Annotated in this window: 16 protein-coding genes; 4 read left to right on the top strand and 12 right to left on the bottom strand. The window is 34.0% G+C overall.

What is annotated here, in order from left to right; all coding sequences use genetic code 11:
• Positions 1–78: 78 nt before the first annotated feature.
• Entirely contained in the window at positions 79–1,263 is a 1,185-nt protein-coding gene (locus QLQ95_RS18715) for an endonuclease/exonuclease/phosphatase family protein (RefSeq protein ID WP_482501079.1), read from the bottom strand.
• A gap of 214 nt (positions 1,264–1,477) precedes the next feature.
• Positions 1,478–2,518 carry an agmatine deiminase family protein gene (locus QLQ95_RS18710; RefSeq protein ID WP_482501077.1) on the bottom strand — a complete coding sequence of 347 codons (1,041 nt, stop codon included), beginning with the start codon at positions 2,516–2,518 and terminating at the stop codon, positions 1,478–1,480.
• A gap of 184 nt (positions 2,519–2,702) precedes the next feature.
• Here QLQ95_RS18710 and QLQ95_RS18705 point away from each other — a divergent pair, with 184 nt between their 5' ends.
• Positions 2,703–4,220: a choice-of-anchor I family protein gene (locus tag QLQ95_RS18705; protein ID WP_482501075.1), complete on the top strand. Its 1,518-nt coding sequence runs from the start codon at positions 2,703–2,705 to the stop codon at positions 4,218–4,220.
• Positions 4,221–4,422: 202 nt separating this feature from the next.
• Positions 4,423–5,682 carry an OmpA family protein gene (locus tag QLQ95_RS18700; protein ID WP_428238857.1) on the top strand — a complete coding sequence of 420 codons (1,260 nt, stop codon included), beginning with the start codon at positions 4,423–4,425 and terminating at the stop codon, positions 5,680–5,682.
• 276 nt (positions 5,683–5,958) lie between these two features.
• Here the strand turns inward: QLQ95_RS18700 and QLQ95_RS18695 are convergent, their stop codons facing one another.
• The 6 genes from QLQ95_RS18695 to clpB all read right to left on the bottom strand — a co-directional run bounded on the left by QLQ95_RS18695 (position 5,959) and on the right by clpB (position 13,423).
• Complete coding sequence (locus QLQ95_RS18695; RefSeq protein ID WP_095927649.1) at positions 5,959–6,849, bottom strand: carbon-nitrogen hydrolase; 891 nt, start codon at positions 6,847–6,849, stop codon at positions 5,959–5,961.
• A gap of 232 nt (positions 6,850–7,081) precedes the next feature.
• Positions 7,082–7,492, bottom strand: coding sequence for a hypothetical protein (locus QLQ95_RS18690; protein ID WP_482501072.1), 411 nt, complete (start codon positions 7,490–7,492; stop codon positions 7,082–7,084).
• Positions 7,493–7,844: 352 nt separating this feature from the next.
• Entirely contained in the window at positions 7,845–8,729 is an 885-nt protein-coding gene (locus QLQ95_RS18685; RefSeq protein ID WP_320492670.1) for a DUF808 domain-containing protein, read from the bottom strand.
• A gap of 397 nt (positions 8,730–9,126) precedes the next feature.
• Positions 9,127–10,167 carry a hypothetical protein gene (locus QLQ95_RS18680; protein WP_482501070.1) on the bottom strand — a complete coding sequence of 347 codons (1,041 nt, stop codon included), beginning with the start codon at positions 10,165–10,167 and terminating at the stop codon, positions 9,127–9,129.
• 23 nt (positions 10,168–10,190) lie between these two features.
• Entirely contained in the window at positions 10,191–10,682 is a 492-nt protein-coding gene (locus QLQ95_RS18675; protein WP_482501069.1) for a T9SS type A sorting domain-containing protein, read from the bottom strand.
• 143 nt (positions 10,683–10,825) lie between these two features.
• On the bottom strand, positions 10,826–13,423 hold the full coding sequence (gene clpB, locus QLQ95_RS18670; protein WP_320492669.1) for an ATP-dependent chaperone ClpB: 2,598 nt from the start codon (positions 13,421–13,423) through the stop codon (positions 10,826–10,828).
• A 203-nt stretch (positions 13,424–13,626) separates the two neighbouring features.
• Here clpB and ytxJ point away from each other — a divergent pair, with 203 nt between their 5' ends.
• Positions 13,627–14,016, top strand: coding sequence for a bacillithiol system redox-active protein YtxJ (gene ytxJ, locus QLQ95_RS18665; RefSeq protein ID WP_250835720.1), 390 nt, complete (start codon positions 13,627–13,629; stop codon positions 14,014–14,016).
• Positions 14,017–14,149: 133 nt separating this feature from the next.
• Here ytxJ and QLQ95_RS18660 read toward each other — a convergent pair whose 3' ends face one another.
• Positions 14,150–15,313, bottom strand: coding sequence for a hypothetical protein (locus tag QLQ95_RS18660; protein ID WP_482501066.1), 1,164 nt, complete (start codon positions 15,311–15,313; stop codon positions 14,150–14,152).
• On the bottom strand, positions 15,310–16,311 hold the full coding sequence (locus QLQ95_RS18655; RefSeq protein WP_482501064.1) for a DUF2157 domain-containing protein: 1,002 nt from the start codon (positions 16,309–16,311) through the stop codon (positions 15,310–15,312). The genes QLQ95_RS18660 and QLQ95_RS18655 overlap by 4 nt, the downstream gene beginning before the upstream one ends.
• Before the next feature lie 257 nt (positions 16,312–16,568).
• Between QLQ95_RS18655 and QLQ95_RS18650 the strand changes: the two genes are divergently transcribed.
• Positions 16,569–17,885 (top strand): T9SS type A sorting domain-containing protein, encoded by a 1,317-nt coding sequence (locus tag QLQ95_RS18650; protein ID WP_482501062.1) that lies wholly within the window; start codon positions 16,569–16,571, stop codon positions 17,883–17,885.
• Between the two features lie 85 nt (positions 17,886–17,970).
• Here the strand turns inward: QLQ95_RS18650 and argH are convergent, their stop codons facing one another.
• Together argH and QLQ95_RS18640 are read right to left on the bottom strand one after the other, a co-directional pair.
• A complete protein-coding gene (argH, locus tag QLQ95_RS18645) occupies positions 17,971–19,251 on the bottom strand; it encodes an argininosuccinate lyase (protein WP_482501061.1) in 1,281 nt (426 codons plus the stop codon).
• 91 nt (positions 19,252–19,342) lie between these two features.
• The gene (locus tag QLQ95_RS18640; protein ID WP_482501060.1) at positions 19,343–20,413 is read right to left on the bottom strand and encodes a M20 family metallo-hydrolase; all 1,071 of its coding nucleotides are present in this window, start codon (positions 20,411–20,413) and stop codon (positions 19,343–19,345) included.
• Between the last annotated feature and the right edge of the window lie 258 nt (positions 20,414–20,671).

Raw genomic sequence — 20,671 nt, 5'->3', positions numbered from 1 at the left:
ATAAAACAAAAAACCTTGGTTATCCCAAGGTTTTTTTATGCTTTATTTAATCTCGTAAATTAAAAGGCAAAGTTTTATTTATTCCAAAACCACCTTTACCCAAACCAAACGATGATCTGAACTTGATTCGCGTTTTTCAACCAATTCCGACATTAATTCGCCTTTGGCAGGCCAGAATACACCGCTGTTGAGAACCCTAAATCCAAGTCTGGATGGCAATACATAATCTGCACGCATTCTCCAAAAGGCTGTATGATTAACTCCAAAAGGATTTTCAGGACTAAATTCAGCACCACCTTTACTAGCAGGCGTAAAGTCGTTATTAATTTTCGGACTCTCAACTAAAGATTTTATACCTTCTCTAATAGCATCCCCTTCAACTGGTGAAGCGTTTTGATCACCCATTATAACAAATCGAGAATCTGGAGACAAACCTCCTTTTACCCCTTTATCATCATAAATATACGAGGCCGAATTATCTGAAATATAATCTCTCCAAAATCGGATTTCATCATGATTTCTTTTCCCATTGCGATCTTCAGCACCGTCAAAAGTAGGAGGAGTTGGATGACTGACTAAAACATGAACTGTTTTATTGCCAATCTCTACAGGAACATCCCAGTGAGATTTTGAAGATAATGGAAATTCCTTCCATGCTTTTTTGCTATACCAATCCGATCCATCTGTTTTTTTGGTAAGCAATGCTCCTGGCATATCTTTCCATTTAAAATGTTGAAAAGTACGAACCGCCTTAACATCAATAGGATATTTAGACAAAAGCATCATTCCATATTGACCAGGATACATGCCAAATGCCCATGCATCATTTCCAAAACTATCCAACTTTCCATCATTGTTCAAATCGTAAGGACTTGGCTGACCCGTATTCACTGTCGAATAATAGTAATAAGGATAATCAATAGCTGTTGCTCCGCCTTGGCTCACATTCAAATAATTTTTAATAAACGCCTTTACACCAAGTTCAGGATCTTTAATATAATCAAATTCGTTTAGCAGAATAACGTCTGGCCTAACGGTCTGAATAATTTGAGCAATATTTCTGATTTGAGTATTATGCCCTGAATTAAGCTGATAAATCAATATCTGCTCCGATTTTCCCATTGCGCCTTTCGGAGAATAATTATCAGATTCCATACTCACATTGTAGGTCGCAAATGTAAGTTCTGGTTTTTCCTGCGACTCAGACTGTGAAAAAAGAACTCCGGAAGAAAGCACGGAAAGGATAAAAAATATTTTCTTCATATAAAATTAAATCTGCATTTCTGCATTATTGAACATACGAATATAAGAAGGATACGGGGACACACGGCAAATCTGTCTGTTAAATATACAACAAAAAAAAGCTGCCACTTTTGGTGACAGCTCAAATAATATAAGAAAGTCTCTGTATATCTGATAATTTTATCACAGATTAAAAAGATCAAAAGTGATTTTTTTTAATCTATGGCTACAATTTTTATGCAGGAATCTGCTGACTTAAACAATGCAAAGTTCCGAATCCCCAAATAAAATCAATACAACTTATACCGATTACTTCGCGATCAGGGAAACATTCTGACAATATATTTAAAGCTACGCGATCATTACTGTCATTGAATGTCGGCACTAAAACACAATTATTCAAAATCAAGAAGTTTGCATAACTTGCTGGTAAACGTAAATCTTCAAAATCTACACGTTTTGGCATTGGTAACGCTACAATTACTGGCGCATTTCCGTTTTCTAATTTTGCATTTTGCAAACGTTTCAAATTATCCTGCAAAGGTTTATAGTTTGAATCGTTTTTATCTGTTTCTACAATCGTAACAATGGTATCTTCATTTACAAATCGGCATAAATCGTCAATATGACCATGTGTATCATCGCCTTCAATTCCATCTCCTAACCAAATTACATTGGTAACTCCAAGATATTCTTTAAAAACGGCTTCATAATCTTCTTTGGTAAAACCAGGATTTCTCACCTGAATGGTTGGATGCATTAGACACTCTTCAGAAGTTAGTAAAGTTCCTTTTCCGTTTACATCAATTGCTCCTCCCTCAACAATTACAGGTTTTCCTTTGTACATCACCTGAGTTAAAGGAACATCAATAAAATCTGCCACTTTACCAGGAACAAACTTATCTAACTGATAGTTTTTATATTTTGCCCAGCCGTTAAAATTAAAATTCAATGCTTCTCTTTTCGAACCGTTTTTTACGATAATTGGTCCCGAGTCACGCATCCAGCTTCTATTGGTTTTATGAATAATATAAGAAACGTTGTTAAGGTTTACACGAGCTCTTTCAAGCATATCGGCTACTTTTTCTTTTAGCTTTTCATCGGCAACCACTAAAAAAACAGTTTCAAAAGCCGCTACTTTTTTAATAAACTCTACAAAAGCCCATTGAACAGCTTCGTATTTTCCTGGCCAATCGTTACCATTGTGCGGAAAACACAATACAATTCCTTGTTGCTTTTCCCATTCTGCTGGAAATCTTCTATTATCTGTTGACATAAATACGTTCTAATTTAGAAAGTGCAAAGATAAGCATTCGTTAGGATTTTAAAACATTTGAACCAAAATCGTGTGTTATTTCACAAAAAATATCCTGCAAAAATTAAGTTAAAGATTAAATAATACAGCCTTAATATTTAACAGAGAGGCCAGAATTACTTTTGCAAAAACTAAAAACTAACACATGAAAAATTTATCAATCTCATTATTAGCTGTTCTTTTTATATTAGCAAGCTGTAACAATGATGAAAATTCGAACAACGAACCAGAAGTTGTTGTAAACGAAAACCCTGGAACTTTTAAAGAAATTGGCTCTATTACAATTGGCGGAGAAGCTGCTGCAGAAATCTCTGCTTACTGCGAGAAAACAAAAAGACTTTTTACTGTAAACAACAGCGGTGTAAACCAAATTGACGTTATCGATATCGCTGATCCAACAAAACCTCTTAAAGTCGGAAAAATTGATTTAGTTGCTTATGAAGGCGCTGCAAACAGTGTTTCTGTTTTTGACGGAAAATTGGCTGTTGCTTTAGAATCTACTGCAAACAAACAAGGAAACGGGAAAGTAGTAGTCTTTAATACTTCTGATTACAGTTTAATCAAACAAGTTACAGTTGGTGCATTGCCAGATATGATTACTTTTTCTCCAGATGGAAAATATATCATGACAGCTAACGAAGGCGAGCCAAATACCGATTATTCTCAAGATCCAAACGGAACAATTTCTATTATTGAAACTAACACTTACAATGTCACAACTTTAGATTTTAGCTCGTTTGCGGGTCAAGCAGAAGCATTAAAGAAAGACGGATTTAGAGTTTCAAAATTTGCTAAGAGTTTCGCTCAAGATATCGAACCAGAATACATTACTATTTCTGACGATTCTAAAACTGCTTGGGTGACGCTACAAGAAAATAATGGCGTTGCAAAAGTAGATTTAACTTCAAAAACTATTACAGCCATTTATCCTTTAGGTTTAAAAGATTACAATATTGCTGAAAATGCAATCGATGTAAGCGATAGCGATAATAAAATTGCCTTTAACCCATGGAAAGTAAAAGGTCTTTATATGCCAGATGCTATCAGTCATTATACGGTAAATAATATTCCTTATTTTGTTACTGCTAATGAAGGTGATGCAAGAGAATACGCAGCTTACACTGATGTTAAACGTATGAAAAGCATGACACTTGACGCAACCGCTTTTCCAGATGCTGCTACTTTAAAATTAGATACTAATTTAGGAAGATTAAACCTTGTTACAGATATGGGAGACACTGACGGAGATGGAGATCTAGATCAAATGGTAAGTTTTGGAGGAAGATCATTCTCTATTTGGAATGGAAACACTGGAAAAATCGTTTTTGACAGTAAAAATGATGTTGACAAAAAAACGAATGAAATTGGCACATACGACGATAAAAGAAGTGATGACAAAGGTTCTGAGCCAGAAGCTGTAGTTGTAGCAAAAATGGGAACTCAAAACATTTTATTTGTTGGTTTAGAAAGATCTGATGCGTTTATGGTTTATGATGCTTCAAATCCAACTTCTCCACAATATTTACAAACTGTAAAAACAGGAGACGCACCAGAAGGCTTATTATTCATTCCGGCTTCAAAAAGTCCTACAAAAAGAAGTTTGCTGGTAGCAAGCAGCGAAGGAGACGGATCTGTTAAAATTTATCAGCCAGATTTGAAATAATTAATACTTTTTCAGGATAGCAAAAGGACAAAATGTGAATTTTGTCCTTTTTTTATACTTTCTATTGTACTTATTTTAACGTATTTACATAATTAAATGCCAAAAGATGGGAATTATGTAAGGGTATATACAACGCATTCTAAGATTCGACTTCTAATTTTGTTCATGAGTTTAAAATAAAAACAATTTAATTTTTGATATCATGAAAAAGAAATTAGTATCAGCATCCTTATTATTACTATCATTTGCTGCAGGCGCTCAAAATATGGCTACCACTTCTACCAAACCTAATGTAGATCAAGAATACAACAAATGGTCGATCGAACTAAATGGTGGTGTTAACAAACCAACCAGAACAATGACTCCAGGTTATACTACTGAATCATTGAACTTTTTTCACGGAGATTTAGGTGTAAGATATATGTTTAATCCAAAATTTGGGGTAAAATTAGACGTTGGTTACGACCAATTTAAAGAGAAAAAAGACACTCCAGATTTTGAAAGCCGTTATGTTAGAGCAAGTTTACAAGGGGTTGTTAATGTTGGACGTGCTTTAAATTTTGAAACTTGGACAAATACAATCGGTCTTTTGGCGCATGGTGGTTTTGGGGTTTCTCAAATTAGTACCGAAACAGGATTTGGAGGACAAGATTACATGGCTCACGGAATTGCCGGTTTAACTGGACAAATTAGATTAAGCGATCGTGTAGCTTTAACAGGAGATCTTACTGGAATTGTAAACGGAAGACAGAATTGGAACTTTGACGGAATGGGCAATACAACAACTGGTTCTTTTGACGGCGTTTTATTGAATGCTTCTGTTGGTTTGACTTTCTACTTAGGAAAAAATCAGAAACATGCTGACTGGGTTGGTGAAGAAGATAGAATTGGTGAATTGGAAAAAAGAGTGGACTTAATCGAAACTGGTCTTATCGATTCAGACAAAGATGGAGTTGCTGATTTATACGATTTAGAACCAAATAGCATTGCAGGAGTTGCTGTTAACACAAAAGGACAATCTATTGACACGAATCAAAATGGTGTGCCAGATGAGTTAGAAAGCTATTTAGACAAAACTTACGAAAAGAAAGGCGCTGGAACGGCTACAAACAATACTGTTGAAGAATTAATTAACGGTGGTTATGTAAACGTTTACTTCGATTTTAATTCGTCTAAACCTACAAACGCATCTTTATCAGGCGTAGATTTCTTAGTGAAATACTTGAAAAACAATCCAGGAAAATCAGCCGATATTATTGGTTATGCTGACGAAATTGGAAATTCAAACTACAACACTGAATTATCTAGAAAAAGAGCTGAGGCTGTTAAAAAAGTAGCCGTAAATGCAGGAATTGACGCATCAAGATTGAATGTAATTGCTAACGGAGAAGATACTTCTGTTAACAAAAATTCTAAAGAGGCACGTCAGATCGTGAGAAGAGTTACTTTCCAAGTGAAGTAATACATATAAAGCTAAAAACAAGAAAAGGAGCTGTTTCATTTTTGAGACAGCTCTTTTTCATTATTTTAGAAGAACTCCTTACAAAGTTTTTTATAACATATTTTTTTACAATTTAGTACATGTCGCTCCGCTGGAGCTTTTTTATGGGTCGTAGTGAAATTCTATAAATGTTTTGCTCCTCCGGAGCTCATTCTTTAATATTTCGCTTCTCCGATGCTCACAAAAAAAAGGGCAAAATGATATTTTGCCCTTTTTATATATTTAAAAAAAATCTAATTATTTATCAATTGCTCTTTTGGTAATATCTCCAAAAGCATCGATTCTTCTGTCTCTAAAGAATGGCCAGTTTTGACGAACGTTTTCTTGCAAATCCAAATCAACTTCAGCAATTAAAATTTCTTCTTTATCATGAGAAGCTTGAGCTAAAATTTCTCCTTGTGGTCCTGCAATGAAAGAAGCTCCCCAGAACTGAATTCCTTCTGTTCCTTCAAGATATTTTTCTAAACCAATTCGGTTTGCTGCTGCCACGAAAACACCATTTGCTACTGCATGTCCTTTCATAACGTTCATCCAAGCACCATATTGGTTTTCTCCGTATTGTTCTTTTTCTTTAGGATGCCACCCAATTGCTGTTGGGTAAAATAAAACCTCAGCACCTTTAAGAGCTGTAATACGAGCTGCTTCTGGATACCATTGATCCCAGCAAATTAAAGTTCCAACAGTACCTTTTTTAGTTTCGATTGCTTGGAAACCTAAATCACCTGGAGTGAAATAGAATTTTTCGTAAAAATGAGGATCATCTGGAATATGCATTTTACGATACAAACCAGCTTCTGTTCCATCAGTATCAATGATGTAAGCACTGTTATGATAGATCCCTGCCATTCTTTTCTCAAAGAAAGGAACAATAATTACTACTCCTAATTCTTTTGCCAATTCGCTGAATGCAATAAATGAAGTACTGTAAAGTGGCTCTGCTAATGCAAAATTATCTACATCTTCGCTTTGGCAGAAATAATGACTGCTATATAATTCAGGAAGTAAGATTACCTCAGCACCTTGACTTGCAGCATCTCTTACCCAGCTGATACATTTTTTAAGATTGTTTTCGGCAACATCATTCAGATTTAACTGAATAACCGATATTTTATACTTTCTTTTCGCCATGACATAAAATTTAGAGTGCAAAAATAATACTTTTTAAAGGAATGGCAAAATGAAGCAATCAAGGGTAACATGAAATTAAAATCATCATAAATATGCCAGTTTTTAAGATTATAAAATAATAAATTACAACATAATACTACGTCTAATACTGCATTAAAAAAAAAGCCATTTACAAAAAACTAAATCTTTGCAAAATGGCTTTCAACCTAAAAAAATTCAACTAAGCTTGTTGTTATTCAATCACTACTTTTTGAGTAAGGAATTCTGTTTCTGATTTTTTAAATTTGATTTCGAAAGTTCCTTTTACTTTAGATGAAAATTTGTAAACTGTTTTCTTAGAATCTGGAACTTGTTGCGTGCAAACTTCTGATGGGTATTTTGCAATTACTTGAAGACCTTTTTCAGATCCGATAGTTACTTCCGAGATCTTATCAAATTCAGCACAAGCGTTATCTACTACATACGTTACATCGTAGCTTAATTCATCGTTTACTTTCCCTGTTGCCGGCCCTTTAATTTCGGTTACCAAAGCTGCTTTTGTTCTTGGAGCTGGTGTGTTGTTATCATCATCGTTACTGCATGAAACAAATCCAATTGATAAAAATAATACTACTAAAACTGATTTTAATCTAGAACTTTTCATATAAAATAATAATTAATTGTTAATTACTATGAAGACGTGCCAAGGTTGCTTTGGTTGCTTTGATAAAATGTTAAAAATTCTCAACAAAACATTAAAACATTGTAAATCAAAAAATTATTCATCTAAAAAAGATTAAAAAAAAAACGTTATTTCTTATGAAAATAAAAATCCCTAGGATAGTTATGCACAATCAAAGCGATATCATTTTTCCTGCTAGTAGTTGCAGAAAAGATAGTCCCGATTGCTATCGGGCGGACAAAATATTCTTCAGAAATGATTTGATCTGCCCCTAAAAATAAAAAAAACACCAGTGCTAACTGATGTTTCCTTTAATGTATGTTCTTGATTTTTATTAAGCTGTTTTCTTCTTAAAAATCTTTTTGAATAGATTTACAAAAACTAAAACAACAAACCCTAGAGTTAATCCCACTGTAAATTCTTTAATGATAGAAGGGATTTTAATTTCTTCTGACAGATGATGAAAAAATGGAATATAATGCACAAATATTCCTCCTGCCACTAAAAGCAATGCAATTGTACCAATTACAGTTAGACCTTTTATAACAAGCGGTAACGCTTTTACTAATAAATTTCCAATAAATCGTGATGGACTTTTTTCGCTTTTGCTATATTTTATAAGCTTATAACCTGCTTCGTCCATACGAACAATAAGCGCTACAATTCCGTACACTCCTATTGTCGCAACTAATGCGATTATCGAAGTTACAATTATCTGCTGTGTCAGCGGTTCTTCTATTACAGTTCCCAATGCTATAATTACTATTTCTACAGATAATATAAAATCGGTAATGATTGCTGATTTTATTTTTCCTTTTTCAATTACTAGAATTTGTTCTTCTGTTAAATCCTCATTGGTAATTCCTTCTGATTCATCGTGCTTGTGAGGAAAGACAAATTCGTAAATTTTTTCGGCTCCTTCGTAAGCTAAAAACAATCCTCCAAGTACCAAAATTATTATAATTGCAATTGGCAAAAAAGCACTTAGTAAAAATGCAATTGGAAGAATAATAATTTTATTCAATAAAGAGCCTTTACTTATTGCCCATAAAACCGGTAATTCTCTTGAAGACGCAAATCCAGAAGCTTTTTCGGCATTTACTGCCAAATCATCTCCTAGAATTCCAGCTGTTTTTTTTGCAGCAACTTTACTCATTACTGCAACATCATCCATAATTGCTGCGATATCATCTAATAGAACAAAAAAACCTGAAGCCATTTTTAAATTTATTTTTATTTTTAGTGATGCGAATCTAGACATTTTGACTTAATCTGCCCAATAATCTTACACCAAAATTTGTGTTTTTATTCGTAATTTTCTGTATTGTGGTTTTAGTTACATTGTCCTAAAAGAACCCACAAAATAATAAAAACGATAATTGTTCCAAAACATCCTCCACCAAGCTTTTTAGCTCCGTAACCTGCCAATAATCCTCTAAATATATTGTTCATAATTTCTAATTTTAATTAATAATTTGCTGATTTTTATTTGTTTAAAATTCATCCTTTTTTGAGAATATCTTGTTATATGAAATAAGTTAAAAGTTTCAAAATTTTGGGCAAAAAAAAGCACCAGCTAAAAAACTGATGCTTTATTATAATTACTTTTTTTTAAATTAATCGGTAGAAATACTGTAACCTCTGTTTATTAAAGTTGCTTTATCAAGAATTCCTTGCCCTGTAGGAGGAGCTGGAGGATTTTGACCTTGCAACTGAACATAGCTTTTTGCATTAGGAGAAAGGTTAAGAAGTCGCTGTAAAATTAAATTAACTTGTGAACTAGAAAGCGCATTTTTATTAAAATTAAGCGATAAACTTTCATCTGTAATCTTTGTTAACAATGGCAAGTCAATGGAAGTAAGAATTGAATTATTTTGAAAATAAAGCCCTTTGCTTGACGTCAAAATAGGAAATGAAATCGATGTTAAAGATGGATTATTTAAGATTCCAGTGTCGTATGAATGCAATATTTTCAATGCAGAAAATGCAACAGAAGCTAATACTTCATTGTTTCCAACATCTAAATCATTATATACTTCAATAAGATTACTTAAATTAAAGTTTACTAATTTTAAATTATTTTGAATCTTTAAGTTTACCAGCTTTTTTATTGCGCTTAAGTCTATAGTTGTAAGATTTGTTGTACTGGTAATGTAGATATTTTCTGTATAAGGACCAAATTCGGCGGTTATTTGTGCCGCTGCCTGTGCATCTGTAATATCTCCTGTTATTATAATGCTCGTTTTTCCTTGACTTTGACTACTTCCGGCGTACAAAGCATAAGGCACACTTAAAAGCTGACTTGTTCCGCTAATTGTATAATTGGTTCCTCCTTCTGGATCAATTTCTGTTTTAATAAAATGAGTACCCGCGCCCCAATCTATTCCCGCAAAAGTTCCTGTAACTGGCGTTCCTCCACCAATTACTATTGTTGCTAATCCGTTAGGGTTTGTTGTGGTAGTTTGAGTTTCGACATAAGATGCTGTTCCTGTTTCAGAGCCGAATAAAACACTTGTTCTGATCCCAATTAAGGTATTGGAGAGCAATGTTCCATCTGTTTTACGAATCACAGATTGATAATTCATTTTCTGTGGTGCTTGCGCAAATAAAATGGTAAAAGAACTTAATAATAAAAACGCTAGAGTAATTTTTCTCATATATTTTTCTGCTGTTTAAAATTTTATTTTTTAATGATTTTAAAAGTTTTGATTGCTTTCGAATTGTTATTTACTGAAAGAAAATAAACTCCTTGCGCCAATCCCTGCATAGGTACTTTCGTTTCTGAAGAAGTTATATTAGAAGCTTTTGATAGTATTCGCCCGTTAATATCAAATAAATTATAAGACAAGTCTTCAAATTTATTGTTTACAACTATAAGATTTAGTTCATCAATAACAGGATTCGGAAAGGCTGTCATGACTAAACTAATTTCATCGAATTTGTCATTACTTAGAGTGGCTATTTCGTAAGGTTGCTGAATGCCCTGTTGTGCAGAGCCGCCACTTCCTCTCAATTGTATATCCGCAATTTGCCCAACCGAATAACTTGCTGCTCCCCCAGAGCCAGTGCCTTTGCCTCCAGTAACAACAATGCTTTCCTGTGCGTACGAATTAGTTACAAATGAAAAACTGGCAAGAAATAGAATTAGAAATGCCCTTTGGTTTCTTTTCATATATTTGGTTTTAATAGTTGCGAATCAAATATATACTATTTCTTACATAGAATAAAAGCCAAAAAGGATTAAAACCAATTAAATATTAACAAAAAAAGCACCAGTTAAAAACTGATGCTTTTTTAAGATTAACATTAAAAAAATTAATTAGCGGTCTGGTTTCTAAAAACCAATTGGCCATCGAAAGCATCTAACAAAATGATGCTATCTGTTGTTATATTTCCTGCCAGAATTTCTTTTGACAGTTGATTTAAAACCTCTCGCTGCACGACACGCTTTACAGGTCTTGCTCCAAAATGAGGATCATAACCTTTGTCTGCCAAATAAGCAATTGCTTCTGGTGTTGCATCCATTGTAATACCTTGCAATGCCAGCATTTTTGTAACGCTTTTTAACTGCAGGCCTACAATTCTTGAGATGTTCTCTACCGTAAGGGGCGTAAACATTACAATTTCGTCAATACGGTTGATAAACTCTGGACGGACAGTTTGTTTCAACAATCCTAAAACTTCGTTTTTTGCCGCTTCTGTTGCTGCTTCTACTCCACCTTTTAGATTTTCAAATTTCTCCTGAATAATATTACTTCCCATATTTGAGGTCATAATAATAATTGTATTTCTAAAATCAGCCAAACGTCCTTTGTTATCCGTCAATCGCCCTTCGTCTAAAACCTGTAATAAGATATTAAACGTATCTGGATGTGCTTTTTCGATCTCATCTAACAGCACAACAGAATATGGTTTTCTACGAACAGCTTCTGTTAACTGACCTCCTTCATCATAACCTACATATCCTGGAGGTGCACCAACTAGACGGCTCACACTGTGACGTTCTTGATACTCACTCATATCAATACGCGTCATTGCATTTTCGTCATCAAAAAGATATTCGGCCAAAGCTTTTGCCAATTCGGTTTTACCAACTCCGGTTGTTCCTAAGAATAAGAATGATCCAACAGGTTTCTTCATATCCTGCAAACCGGCACGGCTTCGACGAACAGCATCACTCACGGCTTCTATCGCTTCTTCCTGACCTACTACACGTTTGTGCAGTTCATCTTCTAAATGCAATAGTTTTTCTCTTTCTGTCTGAAGCATTTTGGTTACTGGAATTCCAGTCCATTTCGCTACAACTTCTGCAATGTCTTCTCTAGTAACTTCTTCTTTAATTAAAGAATTTCCAGATTGGAATTCCTGCAATTGTTTTTGCAAAGTTTCCTGACGTTCCTGCGCTTCTTTTATTTTTCCGTAACGTATCTCAGCTACTTTTCCGTAATCACCATCACGTTCTGCACGTTCTGCTTCGTATTTAAAATCTTCTATTTCATGTTTTACAGCCTGAATTCCGTCAACGATATCTTTTTCTTGTTTCCATTTCGCATAGATTTCGTTTCGTTCTTCTTTCAGGTTGGCCAATTCCATACCCAAAATTTTCAGCTTGCTTTCTTCTTTTTCACGTTTAATAGCTTCAATCTCAATTTCTAACTGCATGATTTTACGATCCAAAACATCTAATTCTTCAGGTTTTGAATTGATCTCCATACGCAATTTAGAAGCCGCTTCGTCCATTAAGTCAATCGCTTTATCTGGTAAGAAACGATTGGTAATGTAACGTTGTGAAAGTTCAACCGCTGCAATAATTGCCTCATCTTTAATTTGAACTTTATGATGCGTTTCATATTTTTCTTTAATTCCACGAAGAATCGAAACCGCACTTTCTGTATCTGGTTCATCAATAAGAACTTTTTGGAAACGTCTTTCAAGTGCTTTATCCTTTTCGAAATATTTTTGATATTCATCCAAAGTCGTAGCACCAATTGCTCTCAATTCTCCACGAGCCAAAGCTGGTTTCAAGATATTCGCCGCATCCATTGCGCCCTCACCTCCACCTGCTCCTACAAGCGTATGAATTTCATCAATAAACAAAACAATATCTCCGTCTGCAGCTGTAACTTCTTTCACAACCGATTTTAAACGTTCTTCAAATTCTCCTTTATACTTCGCCCCGGCAATCAAAGCTCCCATATCAAGAGAGAAAACGATTTTATCTTTTAAGTTTTCTGGAACGTCTCCGTCCACAATTCTATGCGCTAAACCTTCTGCAATAGCCGTTTTACCAACTCCAGGTTCACCAATAAGCATTGGGTTGTTTTTGGTTCTACGAGTTAGAATCTGCAATACACGACGAATTTCTTCATCACGCCCAATAACTGGATCTAATTTTCCTGTACGGGCTAATTCGTTTAAGTTTTTAGCAAATTTATTTAATGAGTTATAGGTTTCTTCTGCCGAAGCCGAAGTTACTCTTTCGCCTTTTCTTAGTTCCTCAATAGCCGCTTTCAGACCTTTTCCTGTAACTCCCTGATCTTTTAAAATCTGAGAGACTTTACTTTTTGAGTCAAAAATGGCTAAAATTAAATGCTCGATCGAAACGTATTCGTCGTTCATTTTTTGTGCAATGATTTCTGCTTCATTCAAAGCTTTGTTTGCGTCTCTAGAAAGCATAACATCTCCTCCAGAAACTTTTGGAAAACTTTGAATTGTGCTATCTAAAATTTGTAAAAACAACGGCACATTTACATTTAATTTTTTCAAAATAAATGGCGCTACATTTTCGTCAACTTCAAAAATAGCTTTAAAAATATGCTCATTTTCAATTTGTTGCTGACCATTTCGTTGCGCTAATTGCTGCGACAACTGAATGGCTTCCTGCGATTTGATTGTAAATTTATTTATATTCATATCTTTTGATTTTGATTGATTTAACTGTTTAAAATATATAGGATTAAAGTTACGATTTATTGAGGTAAATAGTTCGCTCAAATAATTTAACTTTGTATTCGAATAGACAAATTATATTCCACAGTAAAAAAACAGACAAAAAGACAGTTAAAATCAGTTTTTAACGCTTTTAACACGTCAAAAAGTCATAAAACAAGCCAAATATGAGTTTTTTTAATTCAATCTTCGGAAGTTCAGAGAACTCAGAAGCAGCAAAAAGTAAAGTAAACTGGACTGAATTAACAGATATGCTTCAATTAATGGAAATAGAAGCAATCTCAAATGAAAAACCAGTTGTCATTTTTAAGCATAGCACAAGATGCAGCATCAGCCGAATGGCTCTAAAACAATTTGAAAGAGAATATGATCTTGAAGGTGTTGTTGACGCTTATTTTTTAGACTTAATAGCACACAGAGATATCTCAAATGAAATTGCAAGCAAATTTGGAGTTTATCATGAATCGCCTCAATTGATATTGATCAAAAACGGAAAAGCAGTTTACGATGTTTCGCACAGCGATATTGATGCAGAAGCATTGAAGAGTAAGATCTGAGTTATGGGTCAACTTAGACTACAACAAAAATTAAAAGCCTGAAATTATTTGTATAATTTCAGGCTTTTAATTTTTTATGTCAACTCTAAATTTTAATCCCAATTAGCGCTCAACTCATAATTCATAATTAAACTTAAAAACTTCCGTCTGACCCTCCACCACTGAAACCTCCTCCTCCAAATTCCATTGGAGAAGCTGTCTTAACTTCTGGTTTCATTCCAAAAGTTGAGGCTACAACTAAAGCTTCTGCATTTAATAAACTGTCTGAATGGCTTATTCTATCTGGTTTAAAAGTCAGACCGCTTTCTTTTTCCTTTAATTTTCTAATTGAAAAATATGCTATTGCAAATAAAACTACACCACCAAGCGTAAGCGCTACTTCGATTGGTAAAACCGAATGGTAAAATCGAATGGTATAGATTGAAAATGCAATTGCCAAAAAGCTCAACCAAAGCATTATTCTGTCTTTTGCTTTTAAAGCTTGCACCAAATAAACAATCGGCACAATAAAAGTAAACCCATAAAAGAAAAATGCAAACGGAATATCTGTTCCAGGTTTTACTTCTGTTCCTAAAAGTTCTGCAGAAAGTTCTCTTACAACCAAATAATTACAAGAAAGATAAAATAAAACTAAGCAAAAACTATTTGCCAATAATAATCCGTTGTAATAATAACTTTTACTTAGATGATTTATCCTCTTTTTGGTCAAAAAATAAAACAATCCTGCAAAAATCATTGCTACAAATGGCAAAATAGCTTTTCCAATATCTCCAAATTTAAACATTCCGAAAAACAAAAAGGCGGTTGCCGAAATGCAAAATACAAGCATTGACAATACGTGTAGATACCTCAAAAACATAAAAAGTGATCCAATTGCTACAAAAAAAGCAATTACTATTTCATGACCTTCAGTTGTTATTGCTATTGCTACGCCCAAACATAAAAGCGCATTTAATATAAAAGCATCATCTAAGCCATGATTATGATAATTTTGATTTGCAAGCAATTCTACTCCTGCAAATCCAACTATAGTAAAAATATAGCAGCAGATTTGAAAAAACACATTTTCTGCGCTTAATCCAAATAAAGAAATTGCTCCACAAATTGAACCATACAACAAGCAACCAAGCAAAAAGAAGCCTATTCTAACCAGAATATTACTCTGACTTTTTAAAACGAGCAGTTCTTTTTCTATAAATTTCTTCTGTTCTTTACTAATAAAACCTCCTTTGTATAAAGAATCTGCTTCATCGACCAAAATTTCATTATCTAATAATTGTTTGCTGTATACTATCATTCTGTTATCTCTTTATGAAATTTTTTAATCAATTTAATGAACATTACAATCGAACCAACAAAATAAGCTGGCAGTAAGAAAACTAATAATTCCCAAATATCAGAGAAATCAACATTTTCAAAAATTCTAAACAAAACAATATTTCCACCGATATAAGCATAAACAATCATAAATACATATAGCGACATTGCTTTATATTGGTAGCTCGCTTTATAAAAATAATAGGTTGAACCAGCTAAAACTAAAGCAAATATTACCCATATTAAGGTATCATAACCTGTTAAGTTACTAATTGCGGCGATACTTACAATGTGCAATGCAAAAGTGAGAAAAACTAAACCAAAATGGGTTTTAAGCGAAATTCGACTACTGTAGATCGTCCATAAAATCAGTAAAACTCCCAACATTACTGCTGAGTAGCTTAAATTTTGGCTTGCATACAAATTATTGCTGTCATTAAATATATCTTGTGGCGTAACAGAAAGTCCCACATAAGCGGCCAGACCCGTAATTGCAATCGTTAAAACACTTCTATTATCAAAATAGTAAGCACAAAAGAAACTTACAACAGTGGGCACTAAAGTCGCTAATCCGTAATGTTCTCCAAAAGGTTTATATTGAAACTGAAGATATCCGATAAAAATACAAGTCAAGATATTGCCCGCCAAAACCAGATATTCTAAAACAGGATGCTCAAAAGTTGTTTCTGCTTTCTGAAAACCTTTAGAATGCTTGAAACAATAAAAAAAGCAGACTGCAATCACAATTAAAAGCAACGATAGAATAGCGATGTGTCCTATAGTATCAATATTTTCATAAATCAAAACTCCAATTCCTGAAGTAAATAATAATACTGATAAATAAAGGAATAGCTTTAATTCTGCATTTAACGAAAAGATATTTTGGCTTCGATAGGTTTTCACTTCTTCCAGCTGGTTTTGTGTAATTAAACCCTTCTCGAAAAGATGAAGCGTAGATTGATCTTTAAATTTTTCCATTGGTACGTTTTAAACTGGTACATCAAATATATGTATTTAGCATGAATTTTCTCCTTTTACTTTAAAACCTTTACTGTTTTCTGAAAAATATCTCCAGATCGTGTCACAATTAAATAGTGTAAAAACAACATTTACAAATCTATAAATCAAAACTTTAAAACATAAATATTTGAAAAATTAATTTGAAATTATTTTAATTCTTTTACATTTGTGCAATCGATTACATTGACTATTAAACCACAAAAAACCACACTTAAATGAAAACAAAACTTATTGCATTGGCATTACTTTTGCCTTGCTCCTTTCTGTTTGCACAAAACTATTTTATGAGTGCACCAGAAGGATTTGGAGCTTCAGCAACTGGAGGCGGAAATACAGCTCCTGTAACTGTGACTACTTTAACCGACTTAACAGCAAAATTAAAGCTGACTACTCCGCAGGTTATTTTAGTTTCTGGAATTATAAATTGTACCTACACTAGTCTGCTTGTGAATGACAAAACCATTATCGGTCTTCCTGGTGCTAGATTAGTCAATCTGGATCAAACTGCTACGGGTTCTGGAATTTTAAGTTTAAAACCTGGCTCCAATAATATTATTATTAGAAATCTAATTTTTGAAGGCCCTGGTGCGTATGATGTGGACGGACGTGACAATCTTACCTCAGAAGCTACTAATCTTTGGGTAGATCATTGCGAATTTCAAGACGGAATGGATGGAAATTTTGATAATAAAGGCGCAGCAGATAATATAACGGTTTCTTGGTGTAAATTTATTTATTTGAAAGCACCGAAAGCTGGAGGCTCTGGCGGAGCAGATGATCACCGTTTTTCTGATTTAGTTGGTTCTTCTAAAACTGATGCTCCTTCTGACGGACATTATAGTCTCACTTTTAAAAACTGTTATTGGGCTGAAGGTTGTAAAGAAAGAATGCCAAGAGCAAGAAATGCCGAACTTCATATTTTAAACTGTTACTACAACACATCCGTTTCGGGTTCACTTGCAATTGGTTTAGGCGGCGGAAGCAACAACACAACATGTTATGTAGAAGGAACTGATTTTGCCAAAATCGGAACGGCTTTTAAAAACTATGTGAGCACAGATGGCGGAACAATTGGAATTGCTTTTACAGATTGCTTAAATGCGTCTGCAAATTCAGGAACTACGGCATCAAAACCTTCCTACACCTATAGTGTTTTGCCAATTGCAAATGTTGCTGGATTTATTTCAAACACTTCTTGTGGAGCTGGCGCAACACTTCAGGTTAATGCTCAAGGCGCTGTATCTACGAGCTGCAACAATTTGGGCTTAAATGATAATGTAAACAATCTGGATTTAAAATATTACCCATCGGTTATCAATCGTCTTTTGAATATTGATTTTTCAAGTTCGGACAATGGTTTAGCGGAAGTAGATTTATTTTCTTCAAATGGATCAAAAGTATATTCTCATTCTAAAAATGTTTCTCCAGATGAAAAATTAGAATTAAACGTTGGAAATCTTTCAAAAGGTATTTATGTATGCAAAGTTCAAATCGAAAATCGAAGCAAAACTTTTAAACTGGTAAAAAACTAAATTTACTCCATAAAAAAAGGTCATTGAAACAAATCAATGACCTTTTTTACTTTTTATTGCTCACTTTTCACATTTAACAAAGAAATTAAAAAGCAGCTTTCATTTTATCTTTAATTGCATCAAGACATAAATTATTGATACTTCCTTCGTGCGTGTGTTTTGTTTCTTTTGGAGATTTGTACGTTCCCGCTTCCAATTGTTCTGCAACCGCTTTGTAAGCATCTCTAAACGGCATTCCAGCTACCACCATTTCGTTTAAAGTATCTACAGTAAACAAATAATCGTATTTTTTATCTTCTAAAATATGATCTTTCACCGTAATATCTTTGATTGAAAAAATCGCAATATCCAAACAAGATTTTAAAGTTTGAATCGCTGGAAATAAACCTTCTTTTAAAAGCTGCAAATCTCTGTGATAACCGCTTGGAAGATTATTGGTAATTAAAGTGATTTCGTATGGAAGCGCCTGAATCTTATTGCATTTTCCTCTGATCAATTCGAAAACATCTGGATTCTTTTTATGAGGCATAATGCTAGAACCTGTTGTAAGATGCGCCGGAAGACCAATAAAGTCAAAGTTTTGGCTCATATACAAACAAACATCCATGGCAAATTTTGATAAAGTTCCCGCTACGCTTGTCATGGCAAAAGCAACTGTTTTCTCTGCTTTTCCACGGCTCATTTGTGCTGCTACAGCATTGTATTTTAAGGTTTCAAAACCTAATTCCTGTGTTGTAAATGTTCTATTGATTGGGAATGAACTTCCGTAACCTGCAGCAGAACCTAACGGATTCTGATCTACAATTTTAGAAGCGGCGTTCAACATTGTGATATCATCAATCAAACTTTCGGCGTAAGCCGAAAACCACATTCCGAATGACGATGGCATGGCAATTTGCAAATGCGTATAACCTGGTAATAAAACGTTCTGATGTTTCTCTGCCGATTCCATCAATAAATCAAACAATGTTTTTACTTGCTCTTTTATTGCTTTTAATTCGTCTTTTAAATACAAATGAACATCTACCAAAACCTGATCGTTACGAGAACGTGCGGTATGGATCTTCTTTCCTGCATCGCCTAGTTTTACGGTTAGAAGATATTCGATTTTAGAATGTACATCTTCAAAACTGTCTTCGATTTCGAAATTTCCAACTACAATATCTGCAATGATTTCGTTTAAGGCATCAACCAAAGAAGTTGTTTCTTCCTGAGTTAATAAACCAATCTGTCCCAACATTTTGGCGTGAGCAATTGAACCTAAAGCATCGTATTTTGCTAAAACTAAATCCAGTTCACGATCGTTTCCAACGGTAAATTGTTCGATTTGTTTATCTGTTGGTATTCCTTTTTCCCAAAGTTTCATAGGTCATGTTTTTTTTCGCCGCTAATTCACGAATTATTTTTGATAATCTTTGAACATACAAATTCGTGAATTCGTGGCGGTTTTTCTTTTCTTATAATTTAAAGAAATCTGTTAGTATTTTGATATACAGGTCAACTCCTTCTTCAATTTCATTTACAAAAATAAATTCGTCTGCTGAATGCGAACGCAACGTTTCTCCTGGTCCTAGTTTTAAAGACTGACAGCTTAAAACAGATTGATCTGAAAGTGTTGGCGAACCATAGGTTGTTCTTCCTAACGCAATTCCAGCCTGAACCAAACCGTGTTCGATTGGAATAGACGATGCGTTTAAATGCATTGATCTTGGCGTTACTTCGGCATTTACATTTGCTTTAACAACTTCCAAAATTTCAGCGTTTGTATAACGGTCTGTTACACGAATGTCTACAACCAAATCACATTCTGATGGTACAACATTATGTTGTTTCCCTGCGTTGATTTGTGTTACAGTCATTTTTACTGGACCTAGAACGTCTGAGATTTTATCGAATTTATAGTTTTTAAACCATTCCATTACTGGAATTGATTTGTATAATGCGTTATCGTCATTTTGATGTGCAGCGTGGCTTGCGGTTCCTTTTACTTTTACATCCAAAACTAGTAAACCTTTTTCTGCAACCGCTAATTGCATTAATGTTGGTTCTCCAACAATGGCGCAATCTAATTCTGGCAAGCTTTTTAAAACGCTGTTTAATCCATTTTTTCCGCTGCTTTCTTCTTCGGCTGAAGCCACAATTACGATATTATGTGACAGATTTTGATTTTCGTAAAAATGAACAAAAGTTGCTAATAACGAAACCAAGCATCCACCTGCGTCATTACTTCCTAAACCAAATAGTTTTCCGTCTTTTTCTATTGCTTTAAACGGATCGTTTGTATATGCCTGATTGGGACGTACCGTATCGTGATGTGAGTTAAGTAAAAGTGTTGGTTTATTTTCGTCGAAATATTTGTTGAAAGCCCACACATTATTGTTTTCTCTTTTAAAAGGAATCTCGTTTTGATTGAACCAATTTTCGATTAAAAGAGCCGCCTGATCTTCTTCACTTGAAAATGAAGGGGTTTCGATTAGGCTTTTTAATAAACTAATTGCTTCTTGGGTAAGCGTATCTATATTTTTCATTTTTGTTAGGTTCTGAGGCTATCCCGATAGCTATCGGGACTGAGATTCTAAGTTTTTTTAAGCAATGACTTTACTAAATCTTAGCCAGAAAATTAATTGGCGCAAATTTCTTAAATTATTATTTAAAAGCACTGCGCAGTCCTGTTTTTTTGCCACTAATTGCACGAATTTTCACAAATTATCTTTTTGTGAGAGAATTAAAATCAAAATAAACTTTTTGATGTACGTCTAAAATTATTTTCTCTTTTAACAGAAAAA

The sequence above is a fragment of the Flavobacterium sp. B330r genome (assembly GCF_056824325.1).
This window is presented reverse-complemented; position numbering and strand designations above follow the sequence as displayed.

Bases quoted from the DNA above. Each gene is read 5' to 3' on its own strand.
- QLQ95_RS18705 (WP_482501075.1), top strand. From the start codon at position 2,703: ATGAAAAATTTATCAATCTCATTATTAGCTGTTCTTTTTATATTAGCA.
- QLQ95_RS18715 (WP_482501079.1), bottom strand. From the start codon at position 1,263: ATGAAGAAAATATTTTTTATCCTTTCCGTGCTTTCTTCCGGAGTTCTT.
- QLQ95_RS18655 (WP_482501064.1), bottom strand. From the start codon at position 16,311: ATGGAAAAATTTAAAGATCAATCTACGCTTCATCTTTTCGAGAAGGGT.
- QLQ95_RS18700 (WP_428238857.1), top strand. From the start codon at position 4,423: ATGAAAAAGAAATTAGTATCAGCATCCTTATTATTACTATCATTTGCT.
- QLQ95_RS18695 (WP_095927649.1), bottom strand. From the start codon at position 6,849: ATGGCGAAAAGAAAGTATAAAATATCGGTTATTCAGTTAAATCTGAAT.
- QLQ95_RS18640 (WP_482501060.1), bottom strand. From the start codon at position 20,413: ATGAAAAATATAGATACGCTTACCCAAGAAGCAATTAGTTTATTAAAA.
- QLQ95_RS18650 (WP_482501062.1), top strand. From the start codon at position 16,569: ATGAAAACAAAACTTATTGCATTGGCATTACTTTTGCCTTGCTCCTTT.
- QLQ95_RS18660 (WP_482501066.1), bottom strand. From the start codon at position 15,313: ATGATAGTATACAGCAAACAATTATTAGATAATGAAATTTTGGTCGAT.
- QLQ95_RS18680 (WP_482501070.1), bottom strand. From the start codon at position 10,167: ATGAGAAAAATTACTCTAGCGTTTTTATTATTAAGTTCTTTTACCATT.
- QLQ95_RS18675 (WP_482501069.1), bottom strand. From the start codon at position 10,682: ATGAAAAGAAACCAAAGGGCATTTCTAATTCTATTTCTTGCCAGTTTT.
- QLQ95_RS18690 (WP_482501072.1), bottom strand. From the start codon at position 7,492: ATGAAAAGTTCTAGATTAAAATCAGTTTTAGTAGTATTATTTTTATCA.
- QLQ95_RS18710 (WP_482501077.1), bottom strand. From the start codon at position 2,518: ATGTCAACAGATAATAGAAGATTTCCAGCAGAATGGGAAAAGCAACAA.
- clpB (WP_320492669.1), bottom strand. From the start codon at position 13,423: ATGAATATAAATAAATTTACAATCAAATCGCAGGAAGCCATTCAGTTG.
- argH (WP_482501061.1), bottom strand. From the start codon at position 19,251: ATGAAACTTTGGGAAAAAGGAATACCAACAGATAAACAAATCGAACAA.
- ytxJ (WP_250835720.1), top strand. From the start codon at position 13,627: ATGAGTTTTTTTAATTCAATCTTCGGAAGTTCAGAGAACTCAGAAGCA.
- QLQ95_RS18685 (WP_320492670.1), bottom strand. From the start codon at position 8,729: ATGGCTTCAGGTTTTTTTGTTCTATTAGATGATATCGCAGCAATTATG.